20 protein-coding genes are annotated in these 25670 nt (G+C 65.4%); 12 read left to right on the forward strand and 8 right to left on the reverse strand.

Annotated elements, in window-relative coordinates; all coding sequences use genetic code 11:
• The first annotated feature begins 91 nt into the window (after nucleotides 1–91).
• Nucleotides 92–691 (forward strand): plasmid fertility inhibition factor family protein, encoded by a 600-nt coding sequence (locus L5014_RS20190; protein ID WP_420800104.1) that lies wholly within the window; start codon nucleotides 92–94, stop codon nucleotides 689–691.
• Here the strand turns inward: L5014_RS20190 and L5014_RS20195 are convergent.
• Nucleotides 675–1682 carry a LysR family transcriptional regulator gene (locus tag L5014_RS20195; protein WP_238465516.1) on the reverse strand — a complete coding sequence of 336 codons (1008 nt, stop codon included), beginning with the start codon at nucleotides 1680–1682 and terminating at the stop codon, nucleotides 675–677. The two genes, L5014_RS20190 and L5014_RS20195, sit on opposite strands and share 17 nt — an antisense overlap.
• A gap of 637 nt (nucleotides 1683–2319) precedes the next feature.
• Here L5014_RS20195 and aspT (L5014_RS20200) point away from each other — a divergent pair.
• The 4 genes from aspT (L5014_RS20200) (at nucleotide 2320) to L5014_RS20215 (ending at nucleotide 9744) form a co-directional block, all read left to right on the forward strand.
• Nucleotides 2320–4002, forward strand: coding sequence for an aspartate-alanine antiporter (aspT, locus tag L5014_RS20200; RefSeq protein ID WP_238465517.1), 1683 nt, complete (start codon nucleotides 2320–2322; stop codon nucleotides 4000–4002).
• 79 nt (nucleotides 4003–4081) lie between these two features.
• Nucleotides 4082–5767 carry an aspartate-alanine antiporter gene (gene aspT / locus L5014_RS20205; RefSeq protein ID WP_238465518.1) on the forward strand — a complete coding sequence of 562 codons (1686 nt, stop codon included), beginning with the start codon at nucleotides 4082–4084 and terminating at the stop codon, nucleotides 5765–5767.
• 102 nt (nucleotides 5768–5869) lie between these two features.
• A complete protein-coding gene (locus L5014_RS20210) occupies nucleotides 5870–7528 on the forward strand; it encodes a bifunctional aspartate transaminase/aspartate 4-decarboxylase (protein WP_238465519.1) in 1659 nt (552 codons plus the stop codon).
• A gap of 227 nt (nucleotides 7529–7755) precedes the next feature.
• Entirely contained in the window at nucleotides 7756–9744 is a 1989-nt protein-coding gene (locus L5014_RS20215; RefSeq protein ID WP_238465520.1) for a type VI secretion system Vgr family protein, read from the forward strand.
• On the opposite strand, the gene L5014_RS20220 is transcribed toward L5014_RS20215, so the two are convergent.
• Both L5014_RS20220 and L5014_RS20225 read right to left on the reverse strand, forming a co-directional pair.
• On the reverse strand, nucleotides 9731–10270 hold the full coding sequence (locus L5014_RS20220) for a PAAR domain-containing protein (RefSeq protein WP_238465521.1): 540 nt from the start codon (nucleotides 10268–10270) through the stop codon (nucleotides 9731–9733). The genes L5014_RS20215 and L5014_RS20220 overlap by 14 nt on opposite strands.
• Before the next feature lie 234 nt (nucleotides 10271–10504).
• The gene (locus L5014_RS20225) at nucleotides 10505–11728 is read right to left on the reverse strand and encodes an MFS transporter (RefSeq protein ID WP_238465522.1); all 1224 of its coding nucleotides are present in this window, start codon (nucleotides 11726–11728) and stop codon (nucleotides 10505–10507) included.
• A gap of 355 nt (nucleotides 11729–12083) precedes the next feature.
• Between L5014_RS20225 and xdhA the strand changes: the two genes are divergently transcribed.
• The 3 genes from xdhA (at nucleotide 12084) to xdhC (ending at nucleotide 16734) form a co-directional block, all read left to right on the forward strand.
• The gene (gene xdhA, locus L5014_RS20230) at nucleotides 12084–13658 is read left to right on the forward strand and encodes a xanthine dehydrogenase small subunit (protein ID WP_238465523.1); all 1575 of its coding nucleotides are present in this window, start codon (nucleotides 12084–12086) and stop codon (nucleotides 13656–13658) included.
• Between the two features lie 43 nt (nucleotides 13659–13701).
• Nucleotides 13702–16056, forward strand: coding sequence for a xanthine dehydrogenase molybdopterin binding subunit (gene xdhB, locus L5014_RS20235; RefSeq protein ID WP_238465524.1), 2355 nt, complete (start codon nucleotides 13702–13704; stop codon nucleotides 16054–16056).
• Nucleotides 16057–16125: 69 nt separating this feature from the next.
• The gene (xdhC, locus tag L5014_RS20240; protein ID WP_238465525.1) at nucleotides 16126–16734 is read left to right on the forward strand and encodes a xanthine dehydrogenase accessory protein XdhC; all 609 of its coding nucleotides are present in this window, start codon (nucleotides 16126–16128) and stop codon (nucleotides 16732–16734) included.
• Between the two features lie 194 nt (nucleotides 16735–16928).
• Here the strand turns inward: xdhC and L5014_RS20245 are convergent, their stop codons facing one another.
• The 3 genes from L5014_RS20245 to L5014_RS20255 all read right to left on the reverse strand — a co-directional run bounded on the left by L5014_RS20245 (nucleotide 16929) and on the right by L5014_RS20255 (nucleotide 20452).
• Entirely contained in the window at nucleotides 16929–17876 is a 948-nt protein-coding gene (locus L5014_RS20245) for a LysR family transcriptional regulator (protein WP_238465526.1), read from the reverse strand.
• Nucleotides 17877–18119: 243 nt separating this feature from the next.
• Nucleotides 18120–18773, reverse strand: a complete 654-nt coding sequence (locus tag L5014_RS20250; protein ID WP_238465527.1) for a 2-hydroxychromene-2-carboxylate isomerase — start codon at nucleotides 18771–18773, stop codon at nucleotides 18120–18122.
• Between the two features lie 146 nt (nucleotides 18774–18919).
• Nucleotides 18920–20452, reverse strand: coding sequence for a TAXI family TRAP transporter solute-binding subunit (locus L5014_RS20255; RefSeq protein ID WP_238465528.1), 1533 nt, complete (start codon nucleotides 20450–20452; stop codon nucleotides 18920–18922).
• A gap of 669 nt (nucleotides 20453–21121) precedes the next feature.
• Here L5014_RS20255 and L5014_RS20260 point away from each other — a divergent pair.
• The gene (locus L5014_RS20260) at nucleotides 21122–21487 is read left to right on the forward strand and encodes a BON domain-containing protein (RefSeq protein ID WP_238465529.1); all 366 of its coding nucleotides are present in this window, start codon (nucleotides 21122–21124) and stop codon (nucleotides 21485–21487) included.
• A gap of 264 nt (nucleotides 21488–21751) precedes the next feature.
• Nucleotides 21752–22012 (forward strand): hypothetical protein, encoded by a 261-nt coding sequence (locus L5014_RS20265; protein WP_238465530.1) that lies wholly within the window; start codon nucleotides 21752–21754, stop codon nucleotides 22010–22012.
• Nucleotides 22013–22178: 166 nt separating this feature from the next.
• Here the strand turns inward: L5014_RS20265 and L5014_RS20270 are convergent, their stop codons facing one another.
• Nucleotides 22179–22967, reverse strand: a complete 789-nt coding sequence (locus L5014_RS20270; RefSeq protein WP_238465531.1) for a sulfite exporter TauE/SafE family protein — start codon at nucleotides 22965–22967, stop codon at nucleotides 22179–22181.
• Between the two features lie 280 nt (nucleotides 22968–23247).
• Here L5014_RS20270 and rarD point away from each other — a divergent pair, with 280 nt between their 5' ends.
• Nucleotides 23248–24141 carry an EamA family transporter RarD gene (gene rarD / locus L5014_RS20275; protein WP_238465532.1) on the forward strand — a complete coding sequence of 298 codons (894 nt, stop codon included), beginning with the start codon at nucleotides 23248–23250 and terminating at the stop codon, nucleotides 24139–24141.
• A 155-nt stretch (nucleotides 24142–24296) separates the two neighbouring features.
• On the forward strand, nucleotides 24297–24677 hold the full coding sequence (locus L5014_RS20280) for a DUF5594 family protein (RefSeq protein ID WP_238465533.1): 381 nt from the start codon (nucleotides 24297–24299) through the stop codon (nucleotides 24675–24677).
• Nucleotides 24678–24810: 133 nt separating this feature from the next.
• Here the strand turns inward: L5014_RS20280 and L5014_RS20285 are convergent, their stop codons facing one another.
• Nucleotides 24811–25656: a sulfite exporter TauE/SafE family protein gene (locus L5014_RS20285; protein ID WP_238465534.1), complete on the reverse strand. Its 846-nt coding sequence runs from the start codon at nucleotides 25654–25656 to the stop codon at nucleotides 24811–24813.
• Between the last annotated feature and the right edge of the window lie 14 nt (nucleotides 25657–25670).

Raw genomic sequence — 25670 nt, forward strand, 5'->3', positions numbered from 1 at the left:
GTACGCATTCAGGTGGCATAGGTCACGAAAAATTCACGATTCCCTCGTAGCTTAGGCCGCTTTTCACTACTCCGAGAGACGCGCCCTCCGCATGCTGCAGATGTCCCCGTCCACGCCCACCGAGATGCCTTCGACCTTGCCATCACCGCTACAGCACGCGTGCGGACCGCTCTGGATCGTGCCGTTGCCGGCACCTCACCCCTACGACCATGTGCGCTTCAAACGCAGCTTCGCGACCGACGGCACGCGTCACGAAGTGGTGATCGTCGATCTGCACAAGCTGCTGGTCTGCGCGAACCGCGACGACACCGACTACGTGCTCAAGCCCGTCGACGACTGGCATTTGGGCAAGGTGCGCGGCATCCGCGAATTTCTCGATCCGCACAACGAGCGGGTGCCGCAAATGCCCTACGTGACGATCATGAAGCGGCGCGCGGCAGGGCTCGCGGGGTGGTTCGGCCTCGCGCACGAGGGCGTGGTGGCGTTTCGCAACGGCCAGCATCGTGCGCGCTATCTTGCATGGGCCGGCGCGATGTGGCTGCCCGTGGAAGTGCACGAGCGCGAAGCGTCGCTGCTGCTCGAGCTATGCGGTGCCGTGGAACTGGACGAGAGCGGGCGGGGCGCAACGCAGAAGCCGGCATTGCGCGAGGGGTTAGCGCGATGCCGGGTTACCGCTATGCCGCCTCGCTAGCGTGTGATGTGGCCTCGTGCACGGAGGCCGGCGCGGTGGCCGGCGTAGTGGCCGGCGTGGCTGTCGTTCTGCCGAAGGCGTCGCCCACATGCTGGAAATGCTCGACGGTGTGATCGACGAAGCGCAGCGTTTTCGCAGGCAGATACTGGCGGTTCGGGTAGACGATCGCCAGGTGGGTCTCGGGGTCGTCGATCTTGTACTCGGGCAACAGGCGCACGAGCGCGCCGGCGGCGAAGTCGTCGGCGACGAGCGACTCGGGCACGATCGCCACGCCCATGCCCGCGAGCGCGGCGTGCCGCACCATCAGCATGTTGTTCACTGCATAGGCGGGCCGCAGCGTGACCTGCTGCGCGTGCTCGCCGAGCTTCGCGAACTGCCAGCTGACGCTGCGCTCCTCGGGCGGCAGCGTCACCGCCGCGTGGCGTGCGAGTTGCGCGGGCGTGCGCGGTTCGCCATGTTCGGTGAGCCAGCCAGGCGATGCGCATGGCACGAACGTTGCCATGCCGAGCGCCCGCTCGACGATCTCGGCATTGTGGCCGGCGCGCGTGGGCGAGGCCGCGACGATGCCCACGTCGAACCCATCCTCGATGAGATCGATCTGCCGCTCGGCGAGCGTGAGGCGCACGTTCACGCGCGGATAGCGCCGCCGGTAGCCGTCGATGAGCGGCGTGAGCGTGACGAGCGCCAGCGTGCTGGCGGCGGCCACGCGCAGCGTGCCGCTCGGCTCGCGCTCGGTGTGCGCGAGGGCATTCTCGAGGTGATCGAGCTCCTCGAGCACGCTGCGGCAGCCCTCGAGATAGCGAAGGCCCGCTTCGGTGAGCGAAAGATTGCGCGTGGTGCGGTTGATGAGCCGGGTATGCAGATGGGCTTCGAGCATGGCAACCGCGCGGGTGACCAGTGCATTCGAGACGTCGAGTTGTTGCGCGGCCCGGCGAAAGCTCTGCGCTTGCGCAACCGCGACGAAGACGCGCATGGCGTGTAGCTGATTCATCGAATTTCGCCTCTCGTATGCTGGTTGTATTTGCCGGGTTAAAGGGGCGTCTTATTCGCCATTACGACAATATCGCCAGGCAATGGGACACGCTTTCTGTCACACGTTGTGGTTGCGATTGCGGTTGCGATTGCGATTGCGATTGCGATTGCGATTGCGGTGGCGATTTTAGAGGGAAAATAATATTGACAGTCTTACAGAATTGCAATATTTATCTCATGCGACGCCGGATTTCACTGACGTATGCGAATTCAATTCCAAAGAGCAAGGGTTTTGGGCAATGAAACACACGTAAAAAGTGCCAACCTGTGTCGATCGGTGGGAATCGGCGGCAATCGCATAGTTCAACCGGTGCCATTCAATGCGCGATGGCGTTACCGGGCCGCGCCGCGCCGCGATGGATTAATGGCTGGCCTGCGTTCGGGGTTTTGCTGTTTAAAAACGTTTGTTTTCGATGCATTGATGGCCAGGTTGCGGCTTCGCATGGCGTATTTCACATAAGCTTGATTCGGACAGGCGGGGTTTTTTGTGCTTCGCGCCAAAACCTTGCGAAGCACGGGAATAAAGACGTGCATGTGGCGTGCATGTTTTTTTATGCATTTTTCTGAAAACTAAAACGTAAATCGGCAGGCCAGACATGATCGTCGAATTGCTGAAGTCGCAGCCCGAGATTGCGCTGTTCGTGAGTCTCGCGCTCGGTTATTTGATCGGCTCCGTGCGTTTCGGGCCAATCTCGCTTGGCGGCGTGTGCGGCACGCTGATCGTCGCGCTCGTACTCGGCCAGACCGGCGCGCGCATTTCGCCCGATCTCAAGAACGTCGCCTTCGCGCTGTTCATCTTCGCGCTCGGCTTCACGGGCGGCCCGCAGTTCTTCGCGAACATCGGGCGCGGCTGGCGCTATGGACTTTTGTCGATCATCGAGATCGTCTCGGTCATGACGCTCATCATGATCGCCGTCGTGCTGATGAAACTCGACGCCGGCACGGCAGCCGGCCTGCTGGCGGGCGCCGCCACCGAGTCGGCGGTGATCGGCACGGCCTCCGAGGCGATCGCGAAGCTCGGCCTTTCCGAGGCCCAGGTGAGCACGCTGCAGGCGCACGTGGTGACCGCCTATAGCGTGAGCTACCTCTTCGGCCTGATCACCATCGTGCTGTTCACGAGCCAGATCGCGCCGCTCCTCATGCGCGTGAACCTGCGCGAGGAGGCCGCGCGCCTGTTTCGCAAGCTCGGCGGTGACGGCGTGCTCGACGAAGGCCAGCGGCTCGCGCTGCCGCTGCTCGAGGCGCGCGCCTTCGAGGTGGGGCCGGCTGTGGGCACCCAGGTCTGCGCATTCGAGGCGCGCTTCGGCAACAACGTCACGGTCGAGCGGGTCATGCGCGGCAAGCGCCAGATCGATACCGCTGCGCAACTCGTGCTGCAAGCGGGCGACATCGTGTTCATCGGCGGGCGCCGCGAGGCCGTGGTGGAGGCGTCGGGCAGCCTGGGTGCGGAAGTCTCGGGCGAAGGCTTCGTGAAGTTGCTCGCGCAACGTGTGGACGTGATGCTCACGCGTCGCGAAGCCGACGGCCTCACGCTCGCGCAGATGCGCGAGCGCGCCGCGCCCGAAGCGGGGCGCGGCATCTACGTGGGCGCGATCACGCGTCTGGATGCCACGGTGCCCGCGCTGCCCGGCACGGTGGTGCGGCGCGGCGACGTGCTCACGCTGGTCGGCGCGCCCACCGACGTCGCGCGCGGCGCGCAGCGCCTCGGCTACGTGATCCAGCAGACCCAGAAGACCGACTTCGTCTACCTCGGCCTCGGCGTGCTCGCAGGCATGATGATCGGCCGCCTCGGCGTGCATGTGGGCGGCGTTGCGCTGGCGCTCGGCACGGGCGGCGGGTGCCTGCTCTCGGGCCTCTTCTTCGGCTGGCTGCGCTCGCATTTCCCCGTGGTCGGCTCGCTGCCCTCGGCGGCGGCGCAAGCGCTCAAGGACTTCGGCCTCGCGACCTTCATCGCGGCCGTGGGGCTCTCGGCCGGACCGGACGCCATCAAGCTCGTGCGCGAGTACGGTTTCGCGCTGCCGCTCGCCGGCATCCTGATGGTGCTGATTCCCGGTCTCCTTTCGCTCTGGATCGGGCGCCTGTTTCTCAAGCTCGAAGCGCCGATGCTGCTCGGCGCGATTGCAGGCCAGCAGTGCAGTACGCCGGCGATCAGTGCGCTCGTTGGCGTGACCGGCAATTCGACGCCGGTGATCGGCTACACGATCACCTATGCACTGTCGAATATTTTGTTGCCGCTCATGGGGCCCGTGGTGGTTGGGCTCGCCACTAAATTCGGCTGATTTCGGCCGAGTTCTGGCTGATACCCGCCGTCCAATTTCAACGGCAGCAAGCAGTGACTTTTAACCATGCGAGGGCACGATGGAATGGCTGCATGACATCTTTCACAAATCCCCGGAAATCGCCTTGTTTCTCTCCCTGGCCGTCGGTTACTGGGTCGGCCAGATCAACTTCGGCAAGTTCCAGCTAGGCGGCGTAGGCGGCTCGCTGCTTGCCGCCGTCGTGATCAGTCAGGTGGGCGTGACGATCGATAACGGCGTGAAATCGGTAATGTTCGCCGTGTTCATCTATGCCGTGGGCTACGACTCCGGGCCGGGCTTCTTCAACTCGCTCAACCGCAAGACGCTGCGCGAGATTGCGATGGCCGTGTTCATGGCGCTCGCGGGTCTTGCCACCGTGCTCGTCTGCGCGAAGCTCTTTCACCTCAACAAGGGCCTCGCCGCGGGTCTCGCCGCGGGCGGCATGACGCAGTCGGCGATTATCGGCACGGCCGGCGACGCCATCGCGCGTCTCGGTCTTCCGCCCGACCAGGTGAAGGCCATGCAGGCCGACGTCGCGATCGGCTACGCCGTGACCTACGTGTTCGGTTCGCTTGGCGCGATCATCGTCTGCGTGAACATCCTGCCGAAGTTCATGGGCCGCAGCCTGAAGGACGCCTCCACGGACGCCGAGCTCGAAATGGCGGGTGGCAACGCCGCGGCGGGGCCGGGCCAGCTCGCCGCGCTGCCCGAGCTGTTCGGCCGCGTGTTTCGCGTCGAAGCGGCGGCCGGCAAGACGGTCAAGCAGATCGAAGTGGCCGAGAAGGACCTCGTCGCCATCGAGAAAATCCGCCGCGCGGGCAAGCTCGTCGACGCCACGCCCGACTTCGTGCTGAGCCGCGACGACCTCGTGCTCGTCGTCGGCCGCCGCGAGCAGATGGTCGAAGTGGGCACGCTGATCGGCCCGGAAATGCCGGACTCGGGCGGCATGAGCCTCGTGATGCAGACGCGCCAGGTCGTGTTCACGAAGAAGGGCATGAACCACACGACGATCGGCGAAGTGCGCAAGAACGTCGACCGCGATCTGCGTCACGGCGTGTATATCGAGAAGATCGAGCGCGCGGGGCAGCCGGTGCCGGTCCTGCCGGGCTCGAAGCTCGAGCACGGCGACGTGATCACCGTCTACGGCACGGCCACCGACACCAGGCGCGCCGTGCAGTCCGCCGGCTACGAGCTCGCCTACAGCAACAAGACCGACTTCATCTATATGGGCGTGGGCCTCGTGCTGGGTCTGCTCATCGGCCTGATCGTCGTGAACGTGGCCGGCATTCCGCTCACGCTCGGCTCGGGCGGCGGCTGCCTGCTCGCGGGCCTGGTGTTCGGCTGGATGCGCGGCAAGCACCCGATGTACGGCGTGATGCCGCCGGCGGCTTCGCAGTTGCTCAAGGACTTCGGCCTTGCGGCGTTCGTCGCGGTGGTGGGGCTGAACTCGGGCTTGCAGGCCGTGGTGACGATCAAGCAGAGCGGCGTCACCATCTTCCTGCTCGGCGTGGTCGTGACGATCGTGCCGCTCATTCTCACGATGCTGTTTGGCCGCTACGTCCTCAAGTACAACAACGCGGCGATTCTCGCGGGCGCACTGTCCGGCTCCCGCAGTGCGAACCCGGCATTCGGCGGCATTCTCGACAAGGCCGAGAGCGCCGTGCCAACGGTGCCGTTCGCCATCACCTACGCGATCGCCAACGTGCTGCTCACGCTGCTCGGGCCGCTCGTGGTCGGTCTCGCATGAAGTGAACTCGAAACGATTTGTCGAAATCGCGTGCCGTCGCCGGCGCAACGCGTCAAGCGCAAGCAGCGGCGGCACGCCCAACGTCTTCCAACGGAGCGCATCATGGCAAAAGGTAAAGGCAACGAAACGAAGGGCAAAGCAGGCCTCGACGCACTGAGCCCGTTCGAGCTCAAGGACGAGCTGATCAAGGCGGCCGGCGGCGGCGCGGCGGAGCGCCCGGCCAACCTCTCGATGCTCAACGCCGGCCGCGGCAATCCCAACTTCCTCGCCACGATTCCGCGTCACGGCTTCTGGCAGCTCGGCCTCTTCGCCATGCGCGAGTCGGAGCGCTCGTTCGCCTATATGCGCGAGGGCGTGGGCGGGTTCCCGCAGCGTGAAGGTATCGTCGAGCGCTTCGATCTGTTCGTGCGCGAGAACAAGGGTGAGGCCGGCATTGAATTCCTCGCGGGCGCGGTGTCGTACGTGCGCGACCAACTGGGTCTTTCGGCGGGTGACTTCCTCTACGAAATGTGCGAAGGCATTCTCGCCTGCAACTACCCGGTGCCGGACCGCATGCTCAAGCTTTCGGAGATCATCGTCGGGCAATATCTGCGCCGCGAGATGATCGGCAAGCATCCATTCGTGGGCGAGTTCGACGTGTTCGCGGTGGAAGGCGGCACTGCGGCCATGACGTACATCTTCAACACGATGCGCGAGAACTTCCTGATCAAGGCGGGCGACACCATCGCGCTCGGCATGCCGATCTTCACGCCGTACATCGAGATTCCCGAGCTCAACGACTACCAGCTCAACGTCATGCATCTGAACGCCGGCGTGGAGAACAACTGGCAGTACTCGAAGAAGGAGCTCGACAAGCTGCGCGACCCGAAGGTGAAGGCGTTCTTCCTCGTGAACCCGAGCAATCCGCCTTCGGTGAAGATCGACGATGAAAGCCTCGAGTACATCGCCGAAATCGTCAAGGCGCGCCCGGACCTCATCATCCTCACCGACGACGTGTACGGCACCTTCGCCGACAACTTCGTCTCGCTGTTCGCGCTCGCGCCGAAGAACACGATTCTCGTGTACTCCTACTCGAAATACTTCGGCGCGACGGGCTGGCGCCTGGGCGCGATCGCGACGCATCACGACAACGTGCTGGACGCGACGCTCGCGAAGCTCCCGAAAGAGCAGAAGAAGGAACTGCACAAGCGTTACGAGTCGATCACGACGGAGCCGGAGAAGCTCAAGTTCATCGACCGTCTGGTGGCCGACAGCCGTACCGTCGCGCTCAATCACACGGCGGGCCTCTCGACGCCGCAGCAGGTGCAGATGGTGATGTTCTCGCTGTTCTCGCTCATGGACACGCCCGACGCATACAAGAACGCGCTCAAGCGCCTGATTCGCAGCCGCAAGCGCGCGCTCTACGAGGAAATGGGCATTGCCGTCGACGAGGGCGACCCGAACCAGGTCGACTACTACACGATCATCGACATGGAATTTCTGGGCGAGAAGCGCTTTGGCCGCGAATTCGTCGATTGGCTGCTCAAGCAGGTCCAGCCGAACGAACTGCTGTTCCGCCTCGCGGCCGAGGCGCGCGTCGTGCTGCTGCCGGGCAAGGGCTTCGGCACGCCGCATCCGTCGGGGCGCGTGTCGCTCGCGAATCTGAACGAAGCCGATTACCGCAAGATCGGCCGCGCGATGCGCAAGCTCAGCGAGGAGTACGTGCAGCGCTATAACGAGGAAACGGGCAAGAGGCTCGATCCGGCTGCCGTGAAGAAGTAAAAAGGCCCGGCGGCGCAACGGACGCCGCCGCGAGCGGGATGAGCCGCACCCTGTGCATGGGCGCAGGGTGCGGCTTTTATTTGCAGGGGCATGACATTGGGGCGGCGGGGGCATGGGCGCGGCAAGCCATTTGTCGCGCTGTCGTCGAAGTGGAGAGTGTTTGTTCCGCGATAAGGCCCTGACGATGCGAGCGCGATAGTCTTGTGGCCCACCCAATCGGGGGCCTCATGACCGATCCTGCCGAGTCCTGTCCACAGTACGTAATCGAGATGCGCGGCCAGGTGCTGCCCACGCTGTCGAACGGTGAGCCTGCGTTGCGCTTGATCAGCATTGAAGGCACAGAAGCGCTTTCGTGTCCGTTCAGATATACGCTCGATTGCGTTACGCCGAACTACCCAGAGCAGTTCGACGAGCTTGCCAATCTCGATCTCGCACGCATGATCGGCAACGAGTTGACCGTCTTGATCGGGATCGATGCGTTGACGTCCGACGGCGTCGGTCCGCGAGCCGTACGCCAGGTTAGCGGGGTCATCACCGAAGCAAGCTTTCAGGGCGCTGGCGACAGATATTGCCGTTACCGGCTTGTCATCCGGCCATGGCTCCATTTCGCGGAGCATCGCACGGACTACCGCATTTTTCAGCGGCAGACTGTCGTGGAGATCGTCCGCAGTGTGCTCTCACGTTATGGATGGCCCTGCCAGTTGCGGCTCGCCGCGCGTTACCCGGAGCTCGTCTATCAAGTGCAGTACGGCGAGACAGATTTTGCATTCGTGCAGCGACTCACGCAGGAATATGGCATCTACTGGTTTTTCGAGCACGCGAACGATACACATCTGCTGGTGCTCGCGGACGCACCCAGTGCGCACCATCCGTCGCCGTTCGTCCGGGGCGGCAAACTGCCTTATCATCCCGACGCAAGCTCGACCCATCAGGAATACGTCAATGCGTTTCATGTGAGCGGCCGTCTCCATGCGGCGCGTTGGGCTTCAGGGGATTTCAACTTCGAGACCCCGCATGCGTCGCTTGGCGTGGAGGCCAAAGCGGCCGACGGCCACGACCGCGATCCACTGCAGCAATACGTCTGGCCGGGCGACCACGCGGATGCGGAGCAAGGACATCGGTTCGCCGAAGTGCGCATGCAGGAAATTCTCGCGCGCAACGAACGTCACCACGGTAGTGGCCCGATGCGCAGCATCGTATGCGGCACGACGTTCGCACTCGAACACCATCCGCACACGCGTGCCAATCGCGAATACCTCGTGACCGAAGCGTCGTTCGAGGCGCGCGCCACTGCTGGTGCGTCAGGCACCGGCCACTGCAATGTGGCCTGCTCGTTCGTCGTGCAGCCGTCGGGCATGCCGTTCCGGCCACAGCGCGATGTGCCCAGGCCAAAGACGACGGGCCCGCAAACAGCGATCGTCACGGGGCCGGCCGGCCAGGAGATCTGGACGGACCAGTATGGGCGCGTAAAAATCAAGTTTCATTGGGACCGTGCCCCTGAGCGCGACGACAACTCGTCGTGCTGGGTCCGGGTGGCGTTTCCCTGGGCCGCTGGCCGGTACGGCAGCGTCGCGATTCCTCGCATTGGCTCCGAAGTGGTCGTCGACTTCGAAAACGGGGATCCCGACAGGCCGATCGTCATTGGCTGCGTGTATAACGCGGCCAACATGACCCCTTGGCCGTTGCCACGCAACGCCACGCAGAGCGGGATCCTGACACGTTCGACGCCGGGCGGCCAGTATGAGATGGCCAATGCGATCCGCTTCGAGGATCAGGCAGGTTGCGAGCAACTCTGGATTCACGCGCAGCGGGATTTACTGACCGAGGTCGAGCGCGACGAAGTGCATGCAGTCGAGGCCAATCGCACGCGCTCCACGGCTGCCAACGACACGACGAATATCGGCGGCGTGCGGGTAATCAATGTGCAGGGCGCGGAGCAGCATGTCGTGAATGGCGCGCAGCAGACCACCATCAACGGGGGACACACGCTGACGGTCAACGGCGGTCAAGCCGTGGCCGTCAATGGCACTCAAAGCCTTTCGGCAAGCGCCAACGTCTCGATCACCGCTGCCGCGCAGATGAGCTTCATCTGCGGAGCATCCAGCATCGTGATGGACAGCGGCGGCACGGTGACGATCACCGGCGTGAATGTGAGCGTTGCGGCCGCAGCGACGCTGGTCACCGTGGCACCACTGACCAATCTCAAGACCCTGTGAGTGTCGGCGCCGATATGGGCAGCATGCCGAACAAAATCATGAAAAGTCGGATGTCGACGTTCATGGTGATGACGGCACCGGCGTCGTTCACAAAGGTTGGTAAGCCGTTTGCGTGATAACTGGAAGTAAATACGTAACTGTGTCCGTTGTAATTCAAGGTGCTCCCATTTACATGGGACTGCCCTGCAGGGCTCATGGAGTTATAAGTTGAGTATTTTTGCATCCCATTACTGTAGTCTTGCATCTCCTGATTTTTCCTGCCTACGTCTTCCAGTGCAGTCAAATACGCACCACAATCGGTCACGTCTCCGGTTATCGCAACGGGTCCGCCGCCGTTGACCATCACCCTTCCAGAGGCTGTTTTAATGATGGTCGCGCCATGCAGGTCGCACTGGCATCTGGCTCCCTTCGTGGCAACCGGATGTCCGGCAATAGCCACGCCGACGTTGCCTTCCAGTACTTCTCCGCCATGCGATAACGAGGCGCCGACTGTGATGGGAGCGCCAGCGAAGAAATTGATTACCATGATTTGATCTCACTAGTTCGAAAGCCAGCGGACTTATCCGGGCGGAAACTCGCCATCTATTTTTTGGCCGCTGACATATCGGGTGTCGTCGCCTGTGTTTGCATAAAATCAGGAATGCATATTATAAAGCGGGCTGCGGCGGGAGAGTTTTGACGGAGATTTACTGCCAGGCGACAACGGGAGCACCGTCGTGCTGGATCAAGAAATATTGGAATGCCTGTTCGGGGGCAGCGCTTATTGGGTGTTCGGTGTGTCGCCGCCGTGCGCGGCCTGCCGCACACTCTTGCGATGCAGCGAGACCGAAAGCGCCACGCCTGCGGCGGCCGCGATGGCAGCGAACATAAACACCGACCCATAACCGAACAGATTCGCCACATAGCCCGCGAGCGGCCCGGTAATGCCGAGCGAGAGGTCGAGAAACACCGAGTAGGCCGACAGTGCCGCCCCACGGCTTGCCGCGGGCACGAGACCGACCGCCTCCACGCCCAGCGCGGGGAACACCAGCGCGAAGCCAAAGCCCGTGAGCGCCGCGCCCAGCAGCGCGACGTGCGGCGTGGGCGCGAGCCACAGCAGCAACAGACCCGCGCATTCGCACGAGAACGATGCAATCGCCACGCGGAATCCGCCGAACTTCTTGATCGTGTTCGCGAACAACAGGCGCGCGCCGATGAACATCAGCCCGAACACCGTGAGCGAGAAGGCCGCGTTGGGCCACTGGCGCGCCGCATAGAAGAGCGTGATGAAGGTGGCGATCGAGCCGAAGCCCGCCGAGCCCAGCGCGAGGCCCAGGCCATGTGGCAGCACGCGCGTGAACACGCTGCGGTACGACATGCGCTCGCCGTGCACGACCGGCACCGGCGCGATCGGGCGCGCGAGCCAGAAGCCGAGCGCGGCGAGCCCGATCACCGAAACGCCGAGCGACCAGAAGCCGAGGTAATGCGCCATTTCCACACCGAGCGGCGCGCCGATGGCGAGCGCGCCATAGGTGGCGATGCCGTTCCACGAGATCACCTTCGCGTTGTGCGCCGTGCCCACGCGGCCGATGCCCCAGAGGATCGCGCCCGTGCCGCACAGGCTTTCCCCGCAGCCGAGCAGCAGCCGGCTCACGACCAGCAGCGCGAGCGAGAGGCCCGGCCAGTGATCGACGAGCGTCGCGAGCAGCAGCAGCACGCCGCTCGCGCCGCAGATCGTCAGGCCGATCGTGACGGTCTTCTTGGGGCCGAGCGTATCGGCCGAGCGCCCGGCCAGCGCCCGCGAGCAGAGCGTCGCGATGTACTGCACGCTGATCGCCCCGCCGGCCACGATCGTGCTGAAGCCAAGGTCGTTGTGTACATAGCCCGGCAAGACGGCGAGCGGAATGCCGATGGTCAGGTAGCAGAGGAAGGTGAAAAAGACGACCGGGATGATTTGCAAGGTCGTCGATGCGGCGTGGTGCGCGGGCGCTGACTCGGCGGACATGGGGAAAATGCGGATGGCTAACGGCGGGAAAGGCGTGATTGTCCCATGGAACCGGTTCTTCCGCTGATGTTGAAAAGTCCCCGGGAGGGCGGTGGTGGGGTTTTTCAGCCATTTTGTGGCCGATTTGAGCTGGTTTCACGCAAAATCGCGTGATTCGGCCATTCCCCGGGCATATAAGTGCAGCGCGAGCACAGCCCGGTGATTTATCGCGGCAACGATATAACCCCCATGTACCTCTGCCTATGGGTTCGTGATATTGGCAGTGTTAATTTTCGAACCGTCCACAGAAGCGCGGCGAACGCACCCCCACTCGGGGCCGTCCAGCGAGCCGCAGAACACGACGAGACGAAAAACCATGAGTCAGCCGATCCGCTTTTATCACCGTAACGCGATCCGTGAAGTCAGCGACGCAAACGTCACCCGTACCGTCCTCCAGTATCTGCGCGAAGACGCGCATTGCACGGGCACCAAGGAGGGCTGTGCCGAAGGCGACTGCGGCGCGTGCACGGTCGTCGTCGGCGAGCGCACGGCCGAAGGCGGCGTGAGCTTCAAGGCCGTCAATGCCTGCATCCAGTTCCTGCCCACGCTCGACGGCAAGGCGCTCTTCACGGTCGAAGACCTGCGCCAGCCCGACGGCTCGCTGCACCCGGTGCAGCAGGCCATGGTGGACTGCCACGGCTCGCAATGCGGCTTCTGCACGCCCGGTTTTGTCATGTCGATGTGGGCGCTCTACGAAAAGCACGGTCATGAGCACGCCGGGCATGCCGGCCAAGCAGGCCAGGGCTGCTCTGGCAAGGCCGCTCGCAGTGGGTCTTGCAGCGTGCCTTCGCGCGACCAGATCGCCAACGCGCTGACCGGCAACCTGTGCCGCTGCACGGGCTATCGTCCGATCCTCGATGCCGCCGAGCAGATGTTCAAGGCCGATGCGCCGAAGGCGCCCATCGACGTGAAGGCGCTCTCGCGCACGCTCGCCACGCTCGAGCGCGGCGAGACGTTCCACTACGAGCACAAGGGCCAGCAATACGACGCGCCGCGCACCGTCGACGCGTTCGCCGCGATCAAGGCCGCGCGCCCCAACACGCGCATTCTCGCGGGCAGCACCGACATCGGCCTGTGGGTCACCAAGCAGATGCGCGACCTGGGCGATATCGTCTATGTCGGTCAGGTCGAGTCGATGAGCCGGATCGACGTGAGCGACGCGTGGATCGAGATCGGCGCGGGCGTGAGCGTCGAGCGTGGTTATGCCGAACTCGCGAAGCACTATCCGGAACTCGAAGAGATGTGGCAGCGCTTTGCGTCGCTGCCGATCCGCAACGCGGGCACGATCGGCGGCAACGTCGCGAACGGCTCGCCGATTGGCGACTCGATGCCGGGCCTGATCGCACTGGGCGCGCGCGTGGTGCTGCGCGGCGGCGACACGGTGCGCGAGATGGCGCTCGAAGACCTCTATCTGGCGTACCAGAAGAAGGATATGGCCGAGCACGAGTTCGTGCTGGCGCTGAAGGTGCCGACCCGCACTGGCGCGCGTGCGAACCTGAAGTTCCGCACCTATAAGGTCTCGAAGCGCTTCGACTCCGATATTTCGGCGGTGTGCGCGGCGTACTCGTTCATCGCCGATGGCGACACGATTCGCGAGCCGCGCATCGCGTTCGGCGGCATGGCCGCGACGCCCAGGCGCGCGACTCACGCCGAGGGCGTGCTCGCCGGTGCGCAATGGCACGAAGCCACGGCGCAGGCGGCCATGCTCGCGCTCGGCCACGACTACGCGCCGCTCTCCGACATGCGCGCGACGAGCGACTACCGCCTCGAAGCCGCGAAGAACACGCTATATCGCTTCTGGCTCGAAACGCGGCCGCACAACCCGCTCGCCGCGCAGGCGATCAATGTGCGCGCAGTTGCGGCCGAATCTGCGCACAGCGCGGCTTGCTAAACCAGGAAGCGGACCAAGCGGACACTATACGGAGATCGAAACAATGAACCAGCAAGCCGAACCGTTCCTGGAAGAAGCGAAGGCGCGTGAAGATTTCGCGCAGGTGCACGTCTCGCGTGCGCATGAATCGGCGCACCTGCACGTGAGCGGGCGCGCCACCTACACCGACGACATTCCGCTCGTGGCGGGCACGCTGCACGCGGCGCTCGGCCTCTCGCAGAAGGCGCACGCGCGCATCGTCTCGATGGATCTTGCCAAGGTCGGCGCGACGCCGGGCGTCGTGGCCGTGCTCACGGCCGGCGACATTCCCGGCGTGAACGACTGCGGTCCGATCATCCACGACGACCCGGTTCTCGCCGACGGTGTCGTGCAGTACGTGGGCCAGCCGATGTTCATCGTCGTGGCGACCTCGCACGACATCGCACGCCAGGCCGCGCGCCGCGCCGAAGTGCAATACGAAGAACTGCCCGCCGTGCTCACCGCGCAGCAGGCGCGCGCCGCCGAGCAATACGTGCTGCCGCCGATGAAGCTCGCACGCGGCGACGCGTCAACGCGTGCCGCGCGCGCCGCGCACCGCCATGAAGGCGAAATGCTGCTGGGCGGCCAGGAGCAGTTCTATCTGGAGGGGCAGATCGCCTACGCGGTGCCGAAGGACGACGACGGCATGCACGTCTGGTGCTCGACGCAGCACCCGAGCGAAATGCAGCATCTGGTGGCGCACGTGCTTGGCGTGCACTCGCACAACGTGCTGGTGGAATGCAGGCGCATGGGCGGCGGCTTCGGCGGCAAGGAATCGCAATCGGGCCTGTTCGCGTGCTGCGCGGCGCTCGCCGCGTGGAAGCTGCTGTGCCCCGTGAAGCTGCGTCCGGATCGCGACGACGACATGATGGTCACGGGCAAGCGCCACGATTTCCACTATACGTATGAAGTGGGCTACGACGATGAGGGCACGATCGAAGGTATTTCGGTCGACATGACCTCGCGCTGCGGCTTCTCCGCCGACCTCTCCGGTCCGGTGATGACGCGCGCCGTCTGCCACTTCGACAACGCCTACTGGCTGCCCGACGTTTCCATCGCGGGCTACTGCGGCAAGACCAACACGCAGTCGAACACCGCGTTCCGCGGCTTCGGCGGCCCGCAGGGCGCGTTCGCGATCGAATACATCATGGACGACGTCGCGCGCTCGCTCGGCGTCGATTCGCTCGACGTGCGCCGTCGCAACCTCTACGGCAAGACGGCAAACAACGAGACGCCCTACGGCCAGGCGCTCGAAGACAACGTCATTCACGAGATCATCGACGAACTCGCGCAAACGAGCGGCTATCGCGCGCGCCGCGCCGCGATCCGCGAATTCAACGCCAACAACGAAGTGCTCAAGAAGGGCATCGCGCTCACGCCGGTCAAGTTCGGCATCGCGTTCAACGTCACGCACTTCAACCAGGCGGGCGCGCTGGTCCATATCTACACCGACGGTTCCGTGCTCGTGAACCACGGCGGCACGGAAATGGGCCAGGGCCTGAACACCAAGGTCGCGCAGGTCGTGGCGCACGAGCTCGGCATCGAGTTCGGCCGCGTGCGCGTGACCGCCACCGACACCAGCAAGGTCGCCAACACCTCGGCCACCGCCGCATCGACGGGCACCGACCTCAACGGCAAGGCCGCGCAGGATGCGGCGCGCCAGTTGCGCGAGCGTCTTGCCGCGCTCGCGGCCACGACGTGGGGCGAGGGCCGCGTCAACGCAGCCGACGTGCGCTTCGCCAACGACAGCGTGATCGTCGGCGACGCGATCGTGCCGTTCGAGGAACTCGTCGCGAAGGCCTATCTCGCGCGCGTGCAACTGTGGTCGGATGGTTTCTACGCGACGCCCAAGCTGTACTGGGACCAGAAGACGCTGCGCGGCCGGCCGTTCTACTATTACGCATATGGTGCGGCGGTTTCCGAGGTCGTGATCGATACGCTCACGGGCGAAATGCGCGTGCTGCGCGCCGATGCGCTGTACGACGCAGGCGACTCGCTCAATCCGGCGCTCGACGTCGGGCAGGTGGAAGGCGGCTTTATTCAGGGCATGGGCTGGCTCACGACCGAGGAACTGTGGTGGAAGCCGGACGGCAAGCTCATGACGCACGCGCCGTCCACCTACAAGATCCCGACCGTGAACGACACGCCCATCGAGTTCAACGTGAACCTGTTCAAGAACAGCAATGTGGAGAACAGCATTCATCGCTCGAAGGCCGTGGGCGAGCCGCCGCTGCTCCTGCCGTTCTCGGTGTTCTTCGCGATTCGCGACGCCGTGGCGAGCGTGGGCGACTACCGCTTCAATCCGCCGATGAATGCGCCCGCGACCGCCGAGGAAATCTTGAAGGGCGTGCGTGCGGTGCGGACCATGGCGCGCGGTTGAGCGTGATTGAGCCGCAACTGAGTGCGATTGAGTGTGATTGAGCGCGAAGCTTCGAAGGAGTCTCGTCAGATGATCAGCGGTACGAATAAAAGCACGAACCATTGCGAACGGATCGACGCCGCGGGGCGCGTCGTGATCGGGCGGCGCGGCACGCCGGTGCCGCACTATGGGCCGATGCACGTCGTGCTGTTCGGCGCGGGACACGTGGGGCATGCGCTCGTGAAACTGCTCGGCATGCTGCCGTGCGTCGTGCAGTGGGTGGACGAACGCGACGAGCTGTTCCCCGACGAAGTGCCGCTCAACGTGCAGATCGAGGCGACCGATACGCCGGCCGCGATCGTCGACGAGGCGCCGCCGGGCGCGTACTTCATCGTGATGACGCACAATCACGCGCTCGATTTCGACCTTTCTCTGCGCATCATGCAGCGGGGCCATTTCGCGTGGTTCGGGTTGATCGGCTCGAAGACCAAGCGCGTGAAGTTCGAGCGCCGTCTCGTCGAGCGCGGCGTGGCGGCCGGGCGCATGAGCGAGATGACTTGCCCGATCGGCGTGACGGGCATCGTCGACAAGGCGCCATCTTCGATTGCGGTCGCCGTGGCCGCGCAGCTCATGCAGATGCGCGTGCCGCTCGCCGCGACGAACCGTGCGGCGAGCGCGCCGATGTTCGCGCGAGTTTGAGGTCGAGCGCTCACCCGATGGTGCGATTAGTGCGATCGGTGCGATGGTGGGCGAGAAAAATTCGGTTTCTGCCGTGAGCTGCACCCCAGGCGCTGGAAGTCATCCAGCGCTTGGGGTGCTTTTTTTTGTTTGCGGATTTTGCTTGCGGCGCAGTGGGGGCGGAGCCGCGCATTGAGTGCATCTTGCGCGTGGGTCTAGCGCGATTTGCTCTTCCTCGCAGGCTCGGTGAGCACGGCCGAGACCTTGTCGATCAGTCCGCGCAGCCAGTCGATATCGCTCGGCCGGTCGGGCTGCGGATGCCACATCTGGTAGCAGCGAATACGCGGAAACGCGAACGGCGGCTCGACCACGGCGATGGGCAGGAGCCGCGCGTAATGCGTCGCAAAGCGGCGCGTGGTCGTGAAGATCAGGTCCGATTGCAGCAGCACCTGAGGCGCGAGCCCGAAGTAGGGCAGCGTCGCGACGATGCGTCGTTGCGCGCGTGCTTTCGCGAAGCCCAGGTCGATGGCGCTCGCGTTTGCGCCGGTATAGGGCGTGGGTGCGAGATGCGCCGCCGCGAGATACGTGTCGCGCGTGAGCGGCGCGCGGGCGAGCGGATGATCGGCGCGCATCATGCAGACGATCTTGTCCGTGAACAGGTCGCTGCGCGCGAAGTGCGGATCGGGCTTCGGCCAGTTGCCGATCACGATATCGAGCTCGCCCGCTTCCAGCGTGGCGTGATGATCGAGCGTGGGCGACAGCGAGAGGATCTCCAGACGCGCCGAAGGCGCCGTTTCGCGAAAGCACGAGATCAGCGTCGGCATGAAGAAGTCGTTGAGATAGTCGGGCGCGGCCACGCGGAAGGTGCGCTTCGAGCGCCCCGGATCGAAGTCGCCGTGAGGCGTGGCCACGAAATCGACATCGCGCAGCACGCGTTGTGCGTGCTGCAGCAGTGACTCGCCGTATTCGGTCGGCACCATGCCCGCTTTGCCGCGCACGAGGATGGGGTCGCCGAGGATCTCGCGCAGCCGCCGCAGTGCCGTGCTGATTGCCGGCTGCGTTTGATTCAGCCGTAGCGCAGCCTGCGTGACGCTGCGCTCGATCAGCAACGTGCGCAGCACGCGCACGAGCCAGATATCGAGAGAAAGAGCAGTGTCGTCCATGGCAAGGCGAAAAAGCGTGGGGAGTGGTGCCGCGCGCTTTTGGTGCGCTTTTTGGTGCGCTTGGGGGTGCGCCTTTGGGTGCACCGCTCGCGCGCGGCTTGATCCATAACGATATTCTGCTGCGTGCGCAGCCGCCATAGGGCGCCTGGTATGACCGGCATCAGCAGGGCAGGTCCGCGCGTGCGCAGTGCTTCAGTGCGTCAGTGCTTCAGTGCCGCGCGGCCCTATTGCGCACGGCGCGTTCTACACCGTTTCCTGCTTTGCGAGCCCCGAAGGCAGCGAGCTGATGCGCTTCACCTCGCGCGAGTCTAGCCAGTTCGGCGTGCGCGCGCAGTAGAGCACCATGGGCAGCGTGTCCTCGCCCCAGAAGAGCTGCTTGTTCATCCAGAAGGTGGGCACGCCGAACACGCCCATCGTGATGGCGTCGTTGGTGTTGCGGCGTAGTTGCGCGCGCACCGATTCCTGCTCGATCATCGCTTCGCCGTGCGCGATGCCCACGCGCTCGCAGAGTTGCTCGAAGCCCTCGTCGCTCGACGGATCGCGTCCCTCGCGCCAGATGAAGCGGAAGATCTCGCGCACGCACGCAAACTCGCCGCCGGCGGCGATGGCGAGCAGCATCGGCTTGACCGAGTCGAACGGATGCACGGGCGGCATCTTGAACGGAATGCCGAGTTGCTCGGCGCGAAAGAGCGCGTGCCGGTACGTGAAGATGCGCTTGGCCGGGATCGTTGCGCCTAACGGCGTGCCCCAGTGGCGGTACAGTTCGCTCAGCAGCACCGGTGTGGGCGCGAAGTCGAAGCCCGGCCATTTGTCGTATTGCTCCAGTAGCAGGTACGAGAACGGCGACACGAAGTCGTAGAACCAGGCTGGCCGGTTGGCGTCGATGCCGCTGATCATGCTGTTCCTCCGGGATGGACTTCTGCTGGACCGCATCGGCGGCCCATTGTTCGAGTATTGATCGCGAGTATCGATCGAATTGGCTGCTGCGTGCTGCTTTTTTTCGCGTGCGTGCTGCGGGTGGCTGGCGCGCGCGGCTACTTGCACTACGTGCGCCGCGTGTCGTGCGGTGCATCGGCGCTTGCGCCCGGCTTGCTGCCCGCGCTGCCTTCGTCGCGTTCGCCTGCGCCGTTGTCTTCGCGTCTGCTGCCGCCGGCGCCGCCTTCATGGCCTTCGTCGCGCTCGCCGGCTTGCTGGTCCGCGCCGCCGTTGTCGGTGTCGTCGCCCATGGCCGAGAGCCGCTCGCGCACGGCCAGCAGCCGCTCACGCACGAAGCCGATATGCTCGCGCAGCACGTAGAACTGGCCCGCGTAGGCAAGCGGCATCTTCATGCCGTTCACCGACTCCTCGATCTTGTCGAGCTGGCGCGTCAGCGAGCGCCGCTCGGCGGACGAGTTGTCGGCGTTCGCGGCGCGCTCGAGCGCGATGAGCGCGCCGTACCAGCGGTAGATGCGCGATTTTACCCGCCATGCATAGAGGCTCGGCACGAGCCGCAGGCCCGGAATCAGCACCACGACGATCGGCACCAGCACGACGATGAGGCGGTCGGCGAGACTCGCGAGCCAGAACGGCAGCACGCGGTACAGGAAGCCCTTGCCCGACTTGTAGTAGCGCGCGGCGTCGTCGCTGATCGGGAAGTCCTGCGCGCGCGGCGCCGGGAATTCGCCCGCGTGTTGAAGGAGCGTCGAGCGGCCGTGCACTTGCCTGGCCGCTTCGATCAGGAGGTCGGAGAGCGCCGGATGGAGCGAGTCGCGCGCAACCAGCTCCGCCGTGGGCGCGATGAAGTGCAGCGGCGCCGCGGGCAGATTGCGCCCGAAATCGAACGCGCCCATCGGGATCGTGATCGCCGTGAGGTACGGGTAGCGCCGCGCGTAGGCATCGGCCTGGGCGAAGTCGAAGAAACGCACGCCCGGCATGCGCATCAGGCGCCCCATGACCGGCGGCTGCGCGGAGTCGCCCGCGAGAAAGGCCACGTCGATCTTGCCCGCGACGAGCGCGCGCGCGGCGTCCTCGCCGGAGAGCGGCAGCAGTTTGGTCTTGCCGCCCGGCTCGATGCCGTTGGCCTTGAGCAGCGTGAGCGCGAGTTCGCGCGTGCCACTGCCTTCGGCGCCGATGGCGATGCGCTCGCCTTCGAACTCCGAGAGCAGCCCCACGGGCGGCCCGTGATAGAACACCGCGAGGGGCACATAGGCCACGCTGCCGAGCGAGACGAGGCCCTCGGGCGGTTTGCTCGCGAGTCCGTCCTGGACGAACGCGACGTCCACGTGCGAGGCCGGGTCGGACAGACGCTGGAGGTTCTGCGCCGAGCCTTCCGATTCGAGCACGTTCACGGTGATGTTGTTGTGCGCGAGGATCGTCTTGTACTTCTGCGCGGCGTTCCAGAACGTGCTGCCCTTGGGGCCCGCGCTCATGGTGAGCGTGCTGGGCGGCGCGGGCTGGATCAGGCGCACGGCCAGCCAGATCGCGGCGGCGCTGATGAGCAGGATGGGGCCGAACGAGACGGCCAGATCGCGCCATGAAATTGCCACGAAGCGCGCGACGAGACGGGGAGGAGATTTGCGGCCGGTGCGGAACTTCATTGTTGGGAAAAGGCGGGCCTCGGGAGGTTCGGGGAAAGATTGCGCGGCGCGGTGTGTCCGCGCTCGAGCCCGGGATCATGCCCACGCCGGTACGCCCACGCCGGTACGCCCGCCGATGTTACATGAGATTGGATGTTGCGACGGCATGTCTGCTGCCGTGGCGCAACCCGCGCCCCTAAACCCTTTGCACTCGCGCCGCGCCCAGGCTAAATTGTGGGTCGCCATGGCGCGAGCGCCATGCGGTACGAGCCTGCGGTACGAACCTGCAGTACGAACCATCAGGCCGTCCAGTCCATAACAAACTACCAGGCAACTACCCGGCGTAATCAGGCAATCGATGCAGGCGCGTGCAGACCGGCCGGACAAACCGGGACAAGCCGGGACAAACCCGGACAAGCGCCAAGCGCCGCCGCTGCCGTCGCGCGGTGTCATTCATGTGCCGCGCGTGCCTTATCCATCCCTGCCTCTCGCAGCAGCGTGTCCGGACCATGGCAGTGTCCGTGCATGCGAGCGCGCGCTTGCACTCGCACTCACACGCTGCCCGTGGGTGTCGTAACGAAGCCGTCAGACCTGGTCTGGCGGACGGCGAGCCAGTCCGTCCGTCGGCGGGGGAAGACGGTCTATCCTCGCAACGAGCGAAGCAACAACGCGAAAGCAAAAGGAGAAAACATGAAATCGGTCGCTTTTCTGAAGACGCTGACTGCAGTGGCCTGCGTGACGGTCGCCTGCAGCGTGTATGCCCAGGACAATTCGGCGGCGAGCGGCACGGCCGCCGCGACGGCAGCGGCCCCGACGGCGGCGGCTCCGGCCTCCAGCAAGAAGGTCGACCGCAAGCTCGGCTACTCGGTGCGCAAGGCGCTCTCGAAGGCGCAGGGCCTTGATATCTCGAACATCACCGTGCGCTCGCGCAGCGGTGCGGTCACGCTCACGGGCTCGGTGCCGAGCCAGGACCAGATCGACAAGGCCGGCGAGGTCGCGAAGGGCGTGGCCGGCGTGAAGTCGGTGACGAACAAGCTGACAGTCGTGCAGCAGTAAACCACGCTCAGCCCGCGTTCTGCGCGCGGTTCTGCGCCAGCCTGGCGCCCAATTGGCGCTCAATTGGCGCGAATTGCGGGCATGGCTCGTGCAAACAGGCCCCGATATGTCGCCGGGGCCTGTTTTTTTGCAGAAAGGGCGGCGCCGGCGACCGGCGCGCCGCGAATATGTGAGCTGACACACAGCATTCCCGCGATTGGGGGTATACCTTGTGGTGGCGCGGACGCTGCGAAGCCGCGCATGGCTTCATTGCGGGGAAATGCCATGATTATTCACACCTACACCGATTTGCCGCTCGTCGACAGGGCGGCGTTCGAGCTGGCGTGCGCGCGGCACGGCTTTGCGCCGATTCACTTCGATGTGCATGGGGAAACCGATCCCGACGATCCCGAGCACAGCGAGTTCGTGGTCGTGCGGCGCGGGGCTTGGGCGCAGGCGTACCGCATCGACGCGCACGGTCAGTGGCTGCGCCAGTTCGAGACCGATCTGAACGGCCGTTTCTTTAGCCGCGCGCCGCACGCCTGAGCGGCGCGAACGTTCGGGTCGGCATCTCGCTTCGCGGCATGCGCGCGGCGCGGATGCCGGGATGCCCTTGTGCGCTCCGCGCGATGCGTCCCCAAGGCGGGCGCCGTGCGTCTGAATGCGTCTGCGCTGGTAAGGCGTGGGGCTCCCGGGTGCGTTTGCGCGCCTTTCAGGCGAGCACGAGGCGCACACCCACGATCGTGAGTGTCGTGGCGAGCAGGCCGCGCAGCAGCTTCTCGGGCGCGCGCGTGGAGAGCGCGCTGCCAATCGCGATGCCGGGCAGCGAGCCGCAGAGCAGCGAAAGCAGCATCGACCAGTCGATCGACCCGAGCAGCCAATGACCCGCGCCCGCGAGCAGCGTGAGCGGCACGGCGTGCGCCACGTCGGAGCCGACGATGCGCACCGTCGGCAGGGTCGGATAGAGCAGCAGCAGCACGGTCACGCCGATCGCGCCAGCGCCCACCGAGGTGAGCGACACCAGCGCGCCCAGCACGGCGCCGGTGATGATCGTGAAGAGCAGCGTGCGCGCCTCGCTGGGTCCGTGGCGATGGCGCGCCGCGAACGCGGCGAGCTGCGGCCGGAAGATCAGCGCGACGGCGGTGACCAGCAGCGCCGCCCCCAGTATTGCCTGGATCAGATGCCCCGCGCGCGGCGTGTCCATGCCGAAGCGGTGCAGCAGGATCAGCGTGATCGTCGCGGCCGGCACGCTGCCCGCCGCGAGGCGCAGGGTCACGCGCCAGTCCACCGAACCCTTGAGCCCGTGCACGAGCGTGCCCGCCGACTTGGTCGCCGCCGCGTAGAGCAGGTCGGTGCCCACCGCCGTGGCCGGATGCACGTGGAACAGCAACACGAGGATCGGGGTCATCAGCGAGCCGCCGCCCACGCCAGTCAGGCCGACCAGAAACCCGACCAGCAGGCCGGAAAGCGAATAGAGCGGATCGATATGAGGTAGGACCATCGCGTGCGTCGCAAGTCGCGCTGCTTTTTGTTGAAGGGATGGGGCCGCCCCGATAGGACCGCCCGAGTCGGGCCGCCCAGGTCGATCGTAAGTACAGCGTCAAGCTGGACAGCGGCAAAGGCTGGCGGCGAAAATCCGCTATTGTCGCAAAACCGGCGGCTCGGCGCAGGGTCGGTTCACATCTCCCCCCAAAATTTGCGGGATAACCGAAAAAAGCGCGGAAAAAGCGCGCGCCGCGCACGGTTGCCCGCACCGCATCAATGCATCAATAAAAAGACTCATGAATCCCGGCATCGCCTACGCTCTTTGCGCTTTCACCATCTGGGGCCTCTTTCCGGTCTACTTCAAGACGCTCCACCAGATTCCCGCCCTCGAGATGCTCGCGCATCGCATGGCGTGGTCGCTCGTGTTCATCCTCGCCGTGCTCGTCGTGCGGCACCATTGGGCATGGCTGCGGCCCGCGCTGCGCGACCGGCGCCTCCTCGCGCGCTTCGCGGCGAGCGCCGTGCTGCTCTCGGCCAACTGGGGCATCTACATCTGGGCCGTGAACGCGGGGCATATCGTCGAGGCGAGCCTCGGCTATTTCATCAATCCGCTCATCAACGTGCTGTTCGGCTATGCCTTCCTGCGCGAGCGCCTGCGCCCGGTGCAATGGTGTGCCGTGGCGGTCGCGGCGCTCGGCGTGGCCTGGCTCACCTGGCAGAACGGCGCGCCGCCGTGGATCAGCCTCGCGCTCGCGCTGACCTTCGGCGGCTATGGCCTCTTGCGCAAGACCGCGAAGCTCGGCGCGCTCGAAGGTCTCGCGCTCGAAACGGTGCTGCTCTTTCCGGTCGCGGTCGTTTATCTGACGATCATCGGCATGGCTGGCGCGAGCCATTTCACCCAGGCGTCGCCCGGGCTGCAACTGCTGCTGGTCGCCGCCGGGCCGATCACGGCCGTGCCGCTGCTCCTCTTCGCCGCCGCCGCGCGGCGCATTCCGCTTTCGATGCTCGGTCTCATCCAGTACGTCACGCCCACGCTCCAGCTTCTCACCGGCGTGCTCGTGTATGGCGAGCCGTTCGGCTCGGTGCGCGCGGTCGGTTACGGCGCGATCTGGGTCGCGCTCGCGATCTATTCGTTCGAGGGGCTGCGCGCGACCTTGCTCGCGGCGCAGCGGGCACGCGAGGCGCGCTGAGCGCCCGGGGGCGCGACGCGGATGGTCTGATTGGGGATTGGGGGTGGCTCGCGTGCCGGCCTCGCGCTAGCATGTTTCGATGCCTGAATCGGCACGACCAGAACGTCCCGGAACGACCAGAACGACCAGAACGCACAAAGAGGAGACCCCCGCGCATGAGTAGCGCTGCCGCTTACCGTTTCGAAGTTGAATTCGTGCCGCGCATCGCGGCCATCCTCGCGAGCCATTTCGGCCCGGCGGTGCGCGTGGACGTCGTGCCGGGCGAGGGGCGCGGACACCCCACGCGCGTGCGCGTTCAAGGCGTGCCGAGCGAGCTGCGGCATCCGTATGCGTATCCGCTGAACCTGTCGCTCACGTGGGACGTCGACGAGGTCGAGCGCCTCATGGCGCCCGGCGGCGAGGCGCGCTTCGAGCACTATCTGGAGGCGATCGTGCGCAAGATGACCTCGTGGGAGACGGCGCGTCCGGTGGACTTCGCCTCGCGTACGCAAGGCGAGCCGGAGGTGCTGCTAGGCGGGCTCGACTTCGAAGGCTGATTCGAGGATTGTCGATTCGGGGGCTGCCGAGGGTTGTTGATTCGACGGCAGCTAAGCGTTGCTGATCCGAGAACTGCTGATTTCGCGCTGATTTCGCGCTGATTACGCGGCCCCGCACCGCGCGGCGCCTGCGTCAGACCCCACCCGCAAGCGCGATCGCATGAACGGCCTTTGCGGCCATGCCCACCGCCACACAGCCCGCGAACAGCGCAAACGACTGTTGCAGCCGCGCGCCGCTCACGTGGTGCGCGAAGCCGCGCCCGCCCAGCATGCCGGCGAGCGCGCCCGCTGCGAACGGCAGTGCGTTGAGCCAGAGCATATGACCGCTGGCCGCCGACGCGGCCACGCCCGCCGTCGAGACGAGCGCGATCACCGCAAGCGAAGTGGCCACGATGCCCTGCATCGGAATGTCCGACGCGCGCTTGAGCGCGGGCACGATCACGAAGCCGCCGCCCACGCCGAGAAGCCCCGAGAGAAAGCCCGACACGGCGCCGGAGAGGGCGAGCGCCCGCGCGCAGGGCGCGGTCCAGTCGAGCTTGCCGCGGTCGAGGTTCAGCCGGCACGGCAGATCGGACGGGCAGGGCTCGGCGCCGCCTTGCAGATCGTCTGCCGCGCCACGTTTGTGCCGGAACATGCGCCAAGCCACGCGTGCCATCACGAGCGCGAACACCAGCGTGAGCGGCGCGTCGGGCACGCGGTGCGCGACCCATAGCCCGGCGGGGGAGATGACGGCGCCGGTTGCGGCCATCAGCGCGGCGGCCTTGTAGCGCACCTTGCCCTCGCGCAGCGCGAGCAGGGCGCCGATGCCCGCCGCGAGCGCGACGGCAAAGAGCCCGATAGGCGCGGCTTGCGCGACGCCGAGCCCGAGACCGAACACGAGCAGCGGCACGGCGACGATGGCGCCGCCCGCGCCCGTCAGCGCGAGGATGAGCCCGACGACCGAGCCGAGTGCGGCGCTCACGAGCGTGGTGGTATCCATGATCCGTGATTTCG

The organism is Paraburkholderia tagetis, assembly GCF_022213065.1.
GTDB classification, from domain to species: Bacteria; Pseudomonadota; Gammaproteobacteria; order Burkholderiales; family Burkholderiaceae; genus Paraburkholderia; species Paraburkholderia tagetis.

Excerpts from the sequence above, each read along its gene's own strand:
- L5014_RS20285 (WP_238465534.1), bottom strand. The coding sequence starts at position 25,656 with ATGGATACCACCACGCTCGTGAGCGCCGCACTCGGCTCGGTCGTCGGG.
- aspT (WP_238465518.1), top strand. The coding sequence starts at position 4,082 with ATGGAATGGCTGCATGACATCTTTCACAAATCCCCGGAAATCGCCTTG.
- xdhC (WP_238465525.1), top strand. The coding sequence starts at position 16,126 with ATGATCAGCGGTACGAATAAAAGCACGAACCATTGCGAACGGATCGAC.
- L5014_RS20210 (WP_238465519.1), top strand. The coding sequence starts at position 5,870 with ATGGCAAAAGGTAAAGGCAACGAAACGAAGGGCAAAGCAGGCCTCGAC.
- L5014_RS20270 (WP_238465531.1), bottom strand. The coding sequence starts at position 22,967 with ATGGTCCTACCTCATATCGATCCGCTCTATTCGCTTTCCGGCCTGCTG.
- rarD (WP_238465532.1), top strand. The coding sequence starts at position 23,248 with ATGAATCCCGGCATCGCCTACGCTCTTTGCGCTTTCACCATCTGGGGC.
- L5014_RS20265 (WP_238465530.1), top strand. The coding sequence starts at position 21,752 with ATGATTATTCACACCTACACCGATTTGCCGCTCGTCGACAGGGCGGCG.
- L5014_RS20220 (WP_238465521.1), bottom strand. The coding sequence starts at position 10,270 with ATGGTAATCAATTTCTTCGCTGGCGCTCCCATCACAGTCGGCGCCTCG.
- L5014_RS20260 (WP_238465529.1), top strand. The coding sequence starts at position 21,122 with ATGAAATCGGTCGCTTTTCTGAAGACGCTGACTGCAGTGGCCTGCGTG.
- L5014_RS20195 (WP_238465516.1), bottom strand. The coding sequence starts at position 1,682 with ATGAATCAGCTACACGCCATGCGCGTCTTCGTCGCGGTTGCGCAAGCG.
- L5014_RS20250 (WP_238465527.1), bottom strand. The coding sequence starts at position 18,773 with ATGATCAGCGGCATCGACGCCAACCGGCCAGCCTGGTTCTACGACTTC.
- aspT (WP_238465517.1), top strand. The coding sequence starts at position 2,320 with ATGATCGTCGAATTGCTGAAGTCGCAGCCCGAGATTGCGCTGTTCGTG.
- L5014_RS20280 (WP_238465533.1), top strand. The coding sequence starts at position 24,297 with ATGAGTAGCGCTGCCGCTTACCGTTTCGAAGTTGAATTCGTGCCGCGC.
- L5014_RS20225 (WP_238465522.1), bottom strand. The coding sequence starts at position 11,728 with ATGTCCGCCGAGTCAGCGCCCGCGCACCACGCCGCATCGACGACCTTG.
- L5014_RS20255 (WP_238465528.1), bottom strand. The coding sequence starts at position 20,452 with ATGAAGTTCCGCACCGGCCGCAAATCTCCTCCCCGTCTCGTCGCGCGC.
- L5014_RS20215 (WP_238465520.1), top strand. The coding sequence starts at position 7,756 with ATGACCGATCCTGCCGAGTCCTGTCCACAGTACGTAATCGAGATGCGC.
- L5014_RS20245 (WP_238465526.1), bottom strand. The coding sequence starts at position 17,876 with ATGGACGACACTGCTCTTTCTCTCGATATCTGGCTCGTGCGCGTGCTG.
- xdhB (WP_238465524.1), top strand. The coding sequence starts at position 13,702 with ATGAACCAGCAAGCCGAACCGTTCCTGGAAGAAGCGAAGGCGCGTGAA.
- xdhA (WP_238465523.1), top strand. The coding sequence starts at position 12,084 with ATGAGTCAGCCGATCCGCTTTTATCACCGTAACGCGATCCGTGAAGTC.
- L5014_RS20190 (WP_420800104.1), top strand. The coding sequence starts at position 92 with ATGCTGCAGATGTCCCCGTCCACGCCCACCGAGATGCCTTCGACCTTG.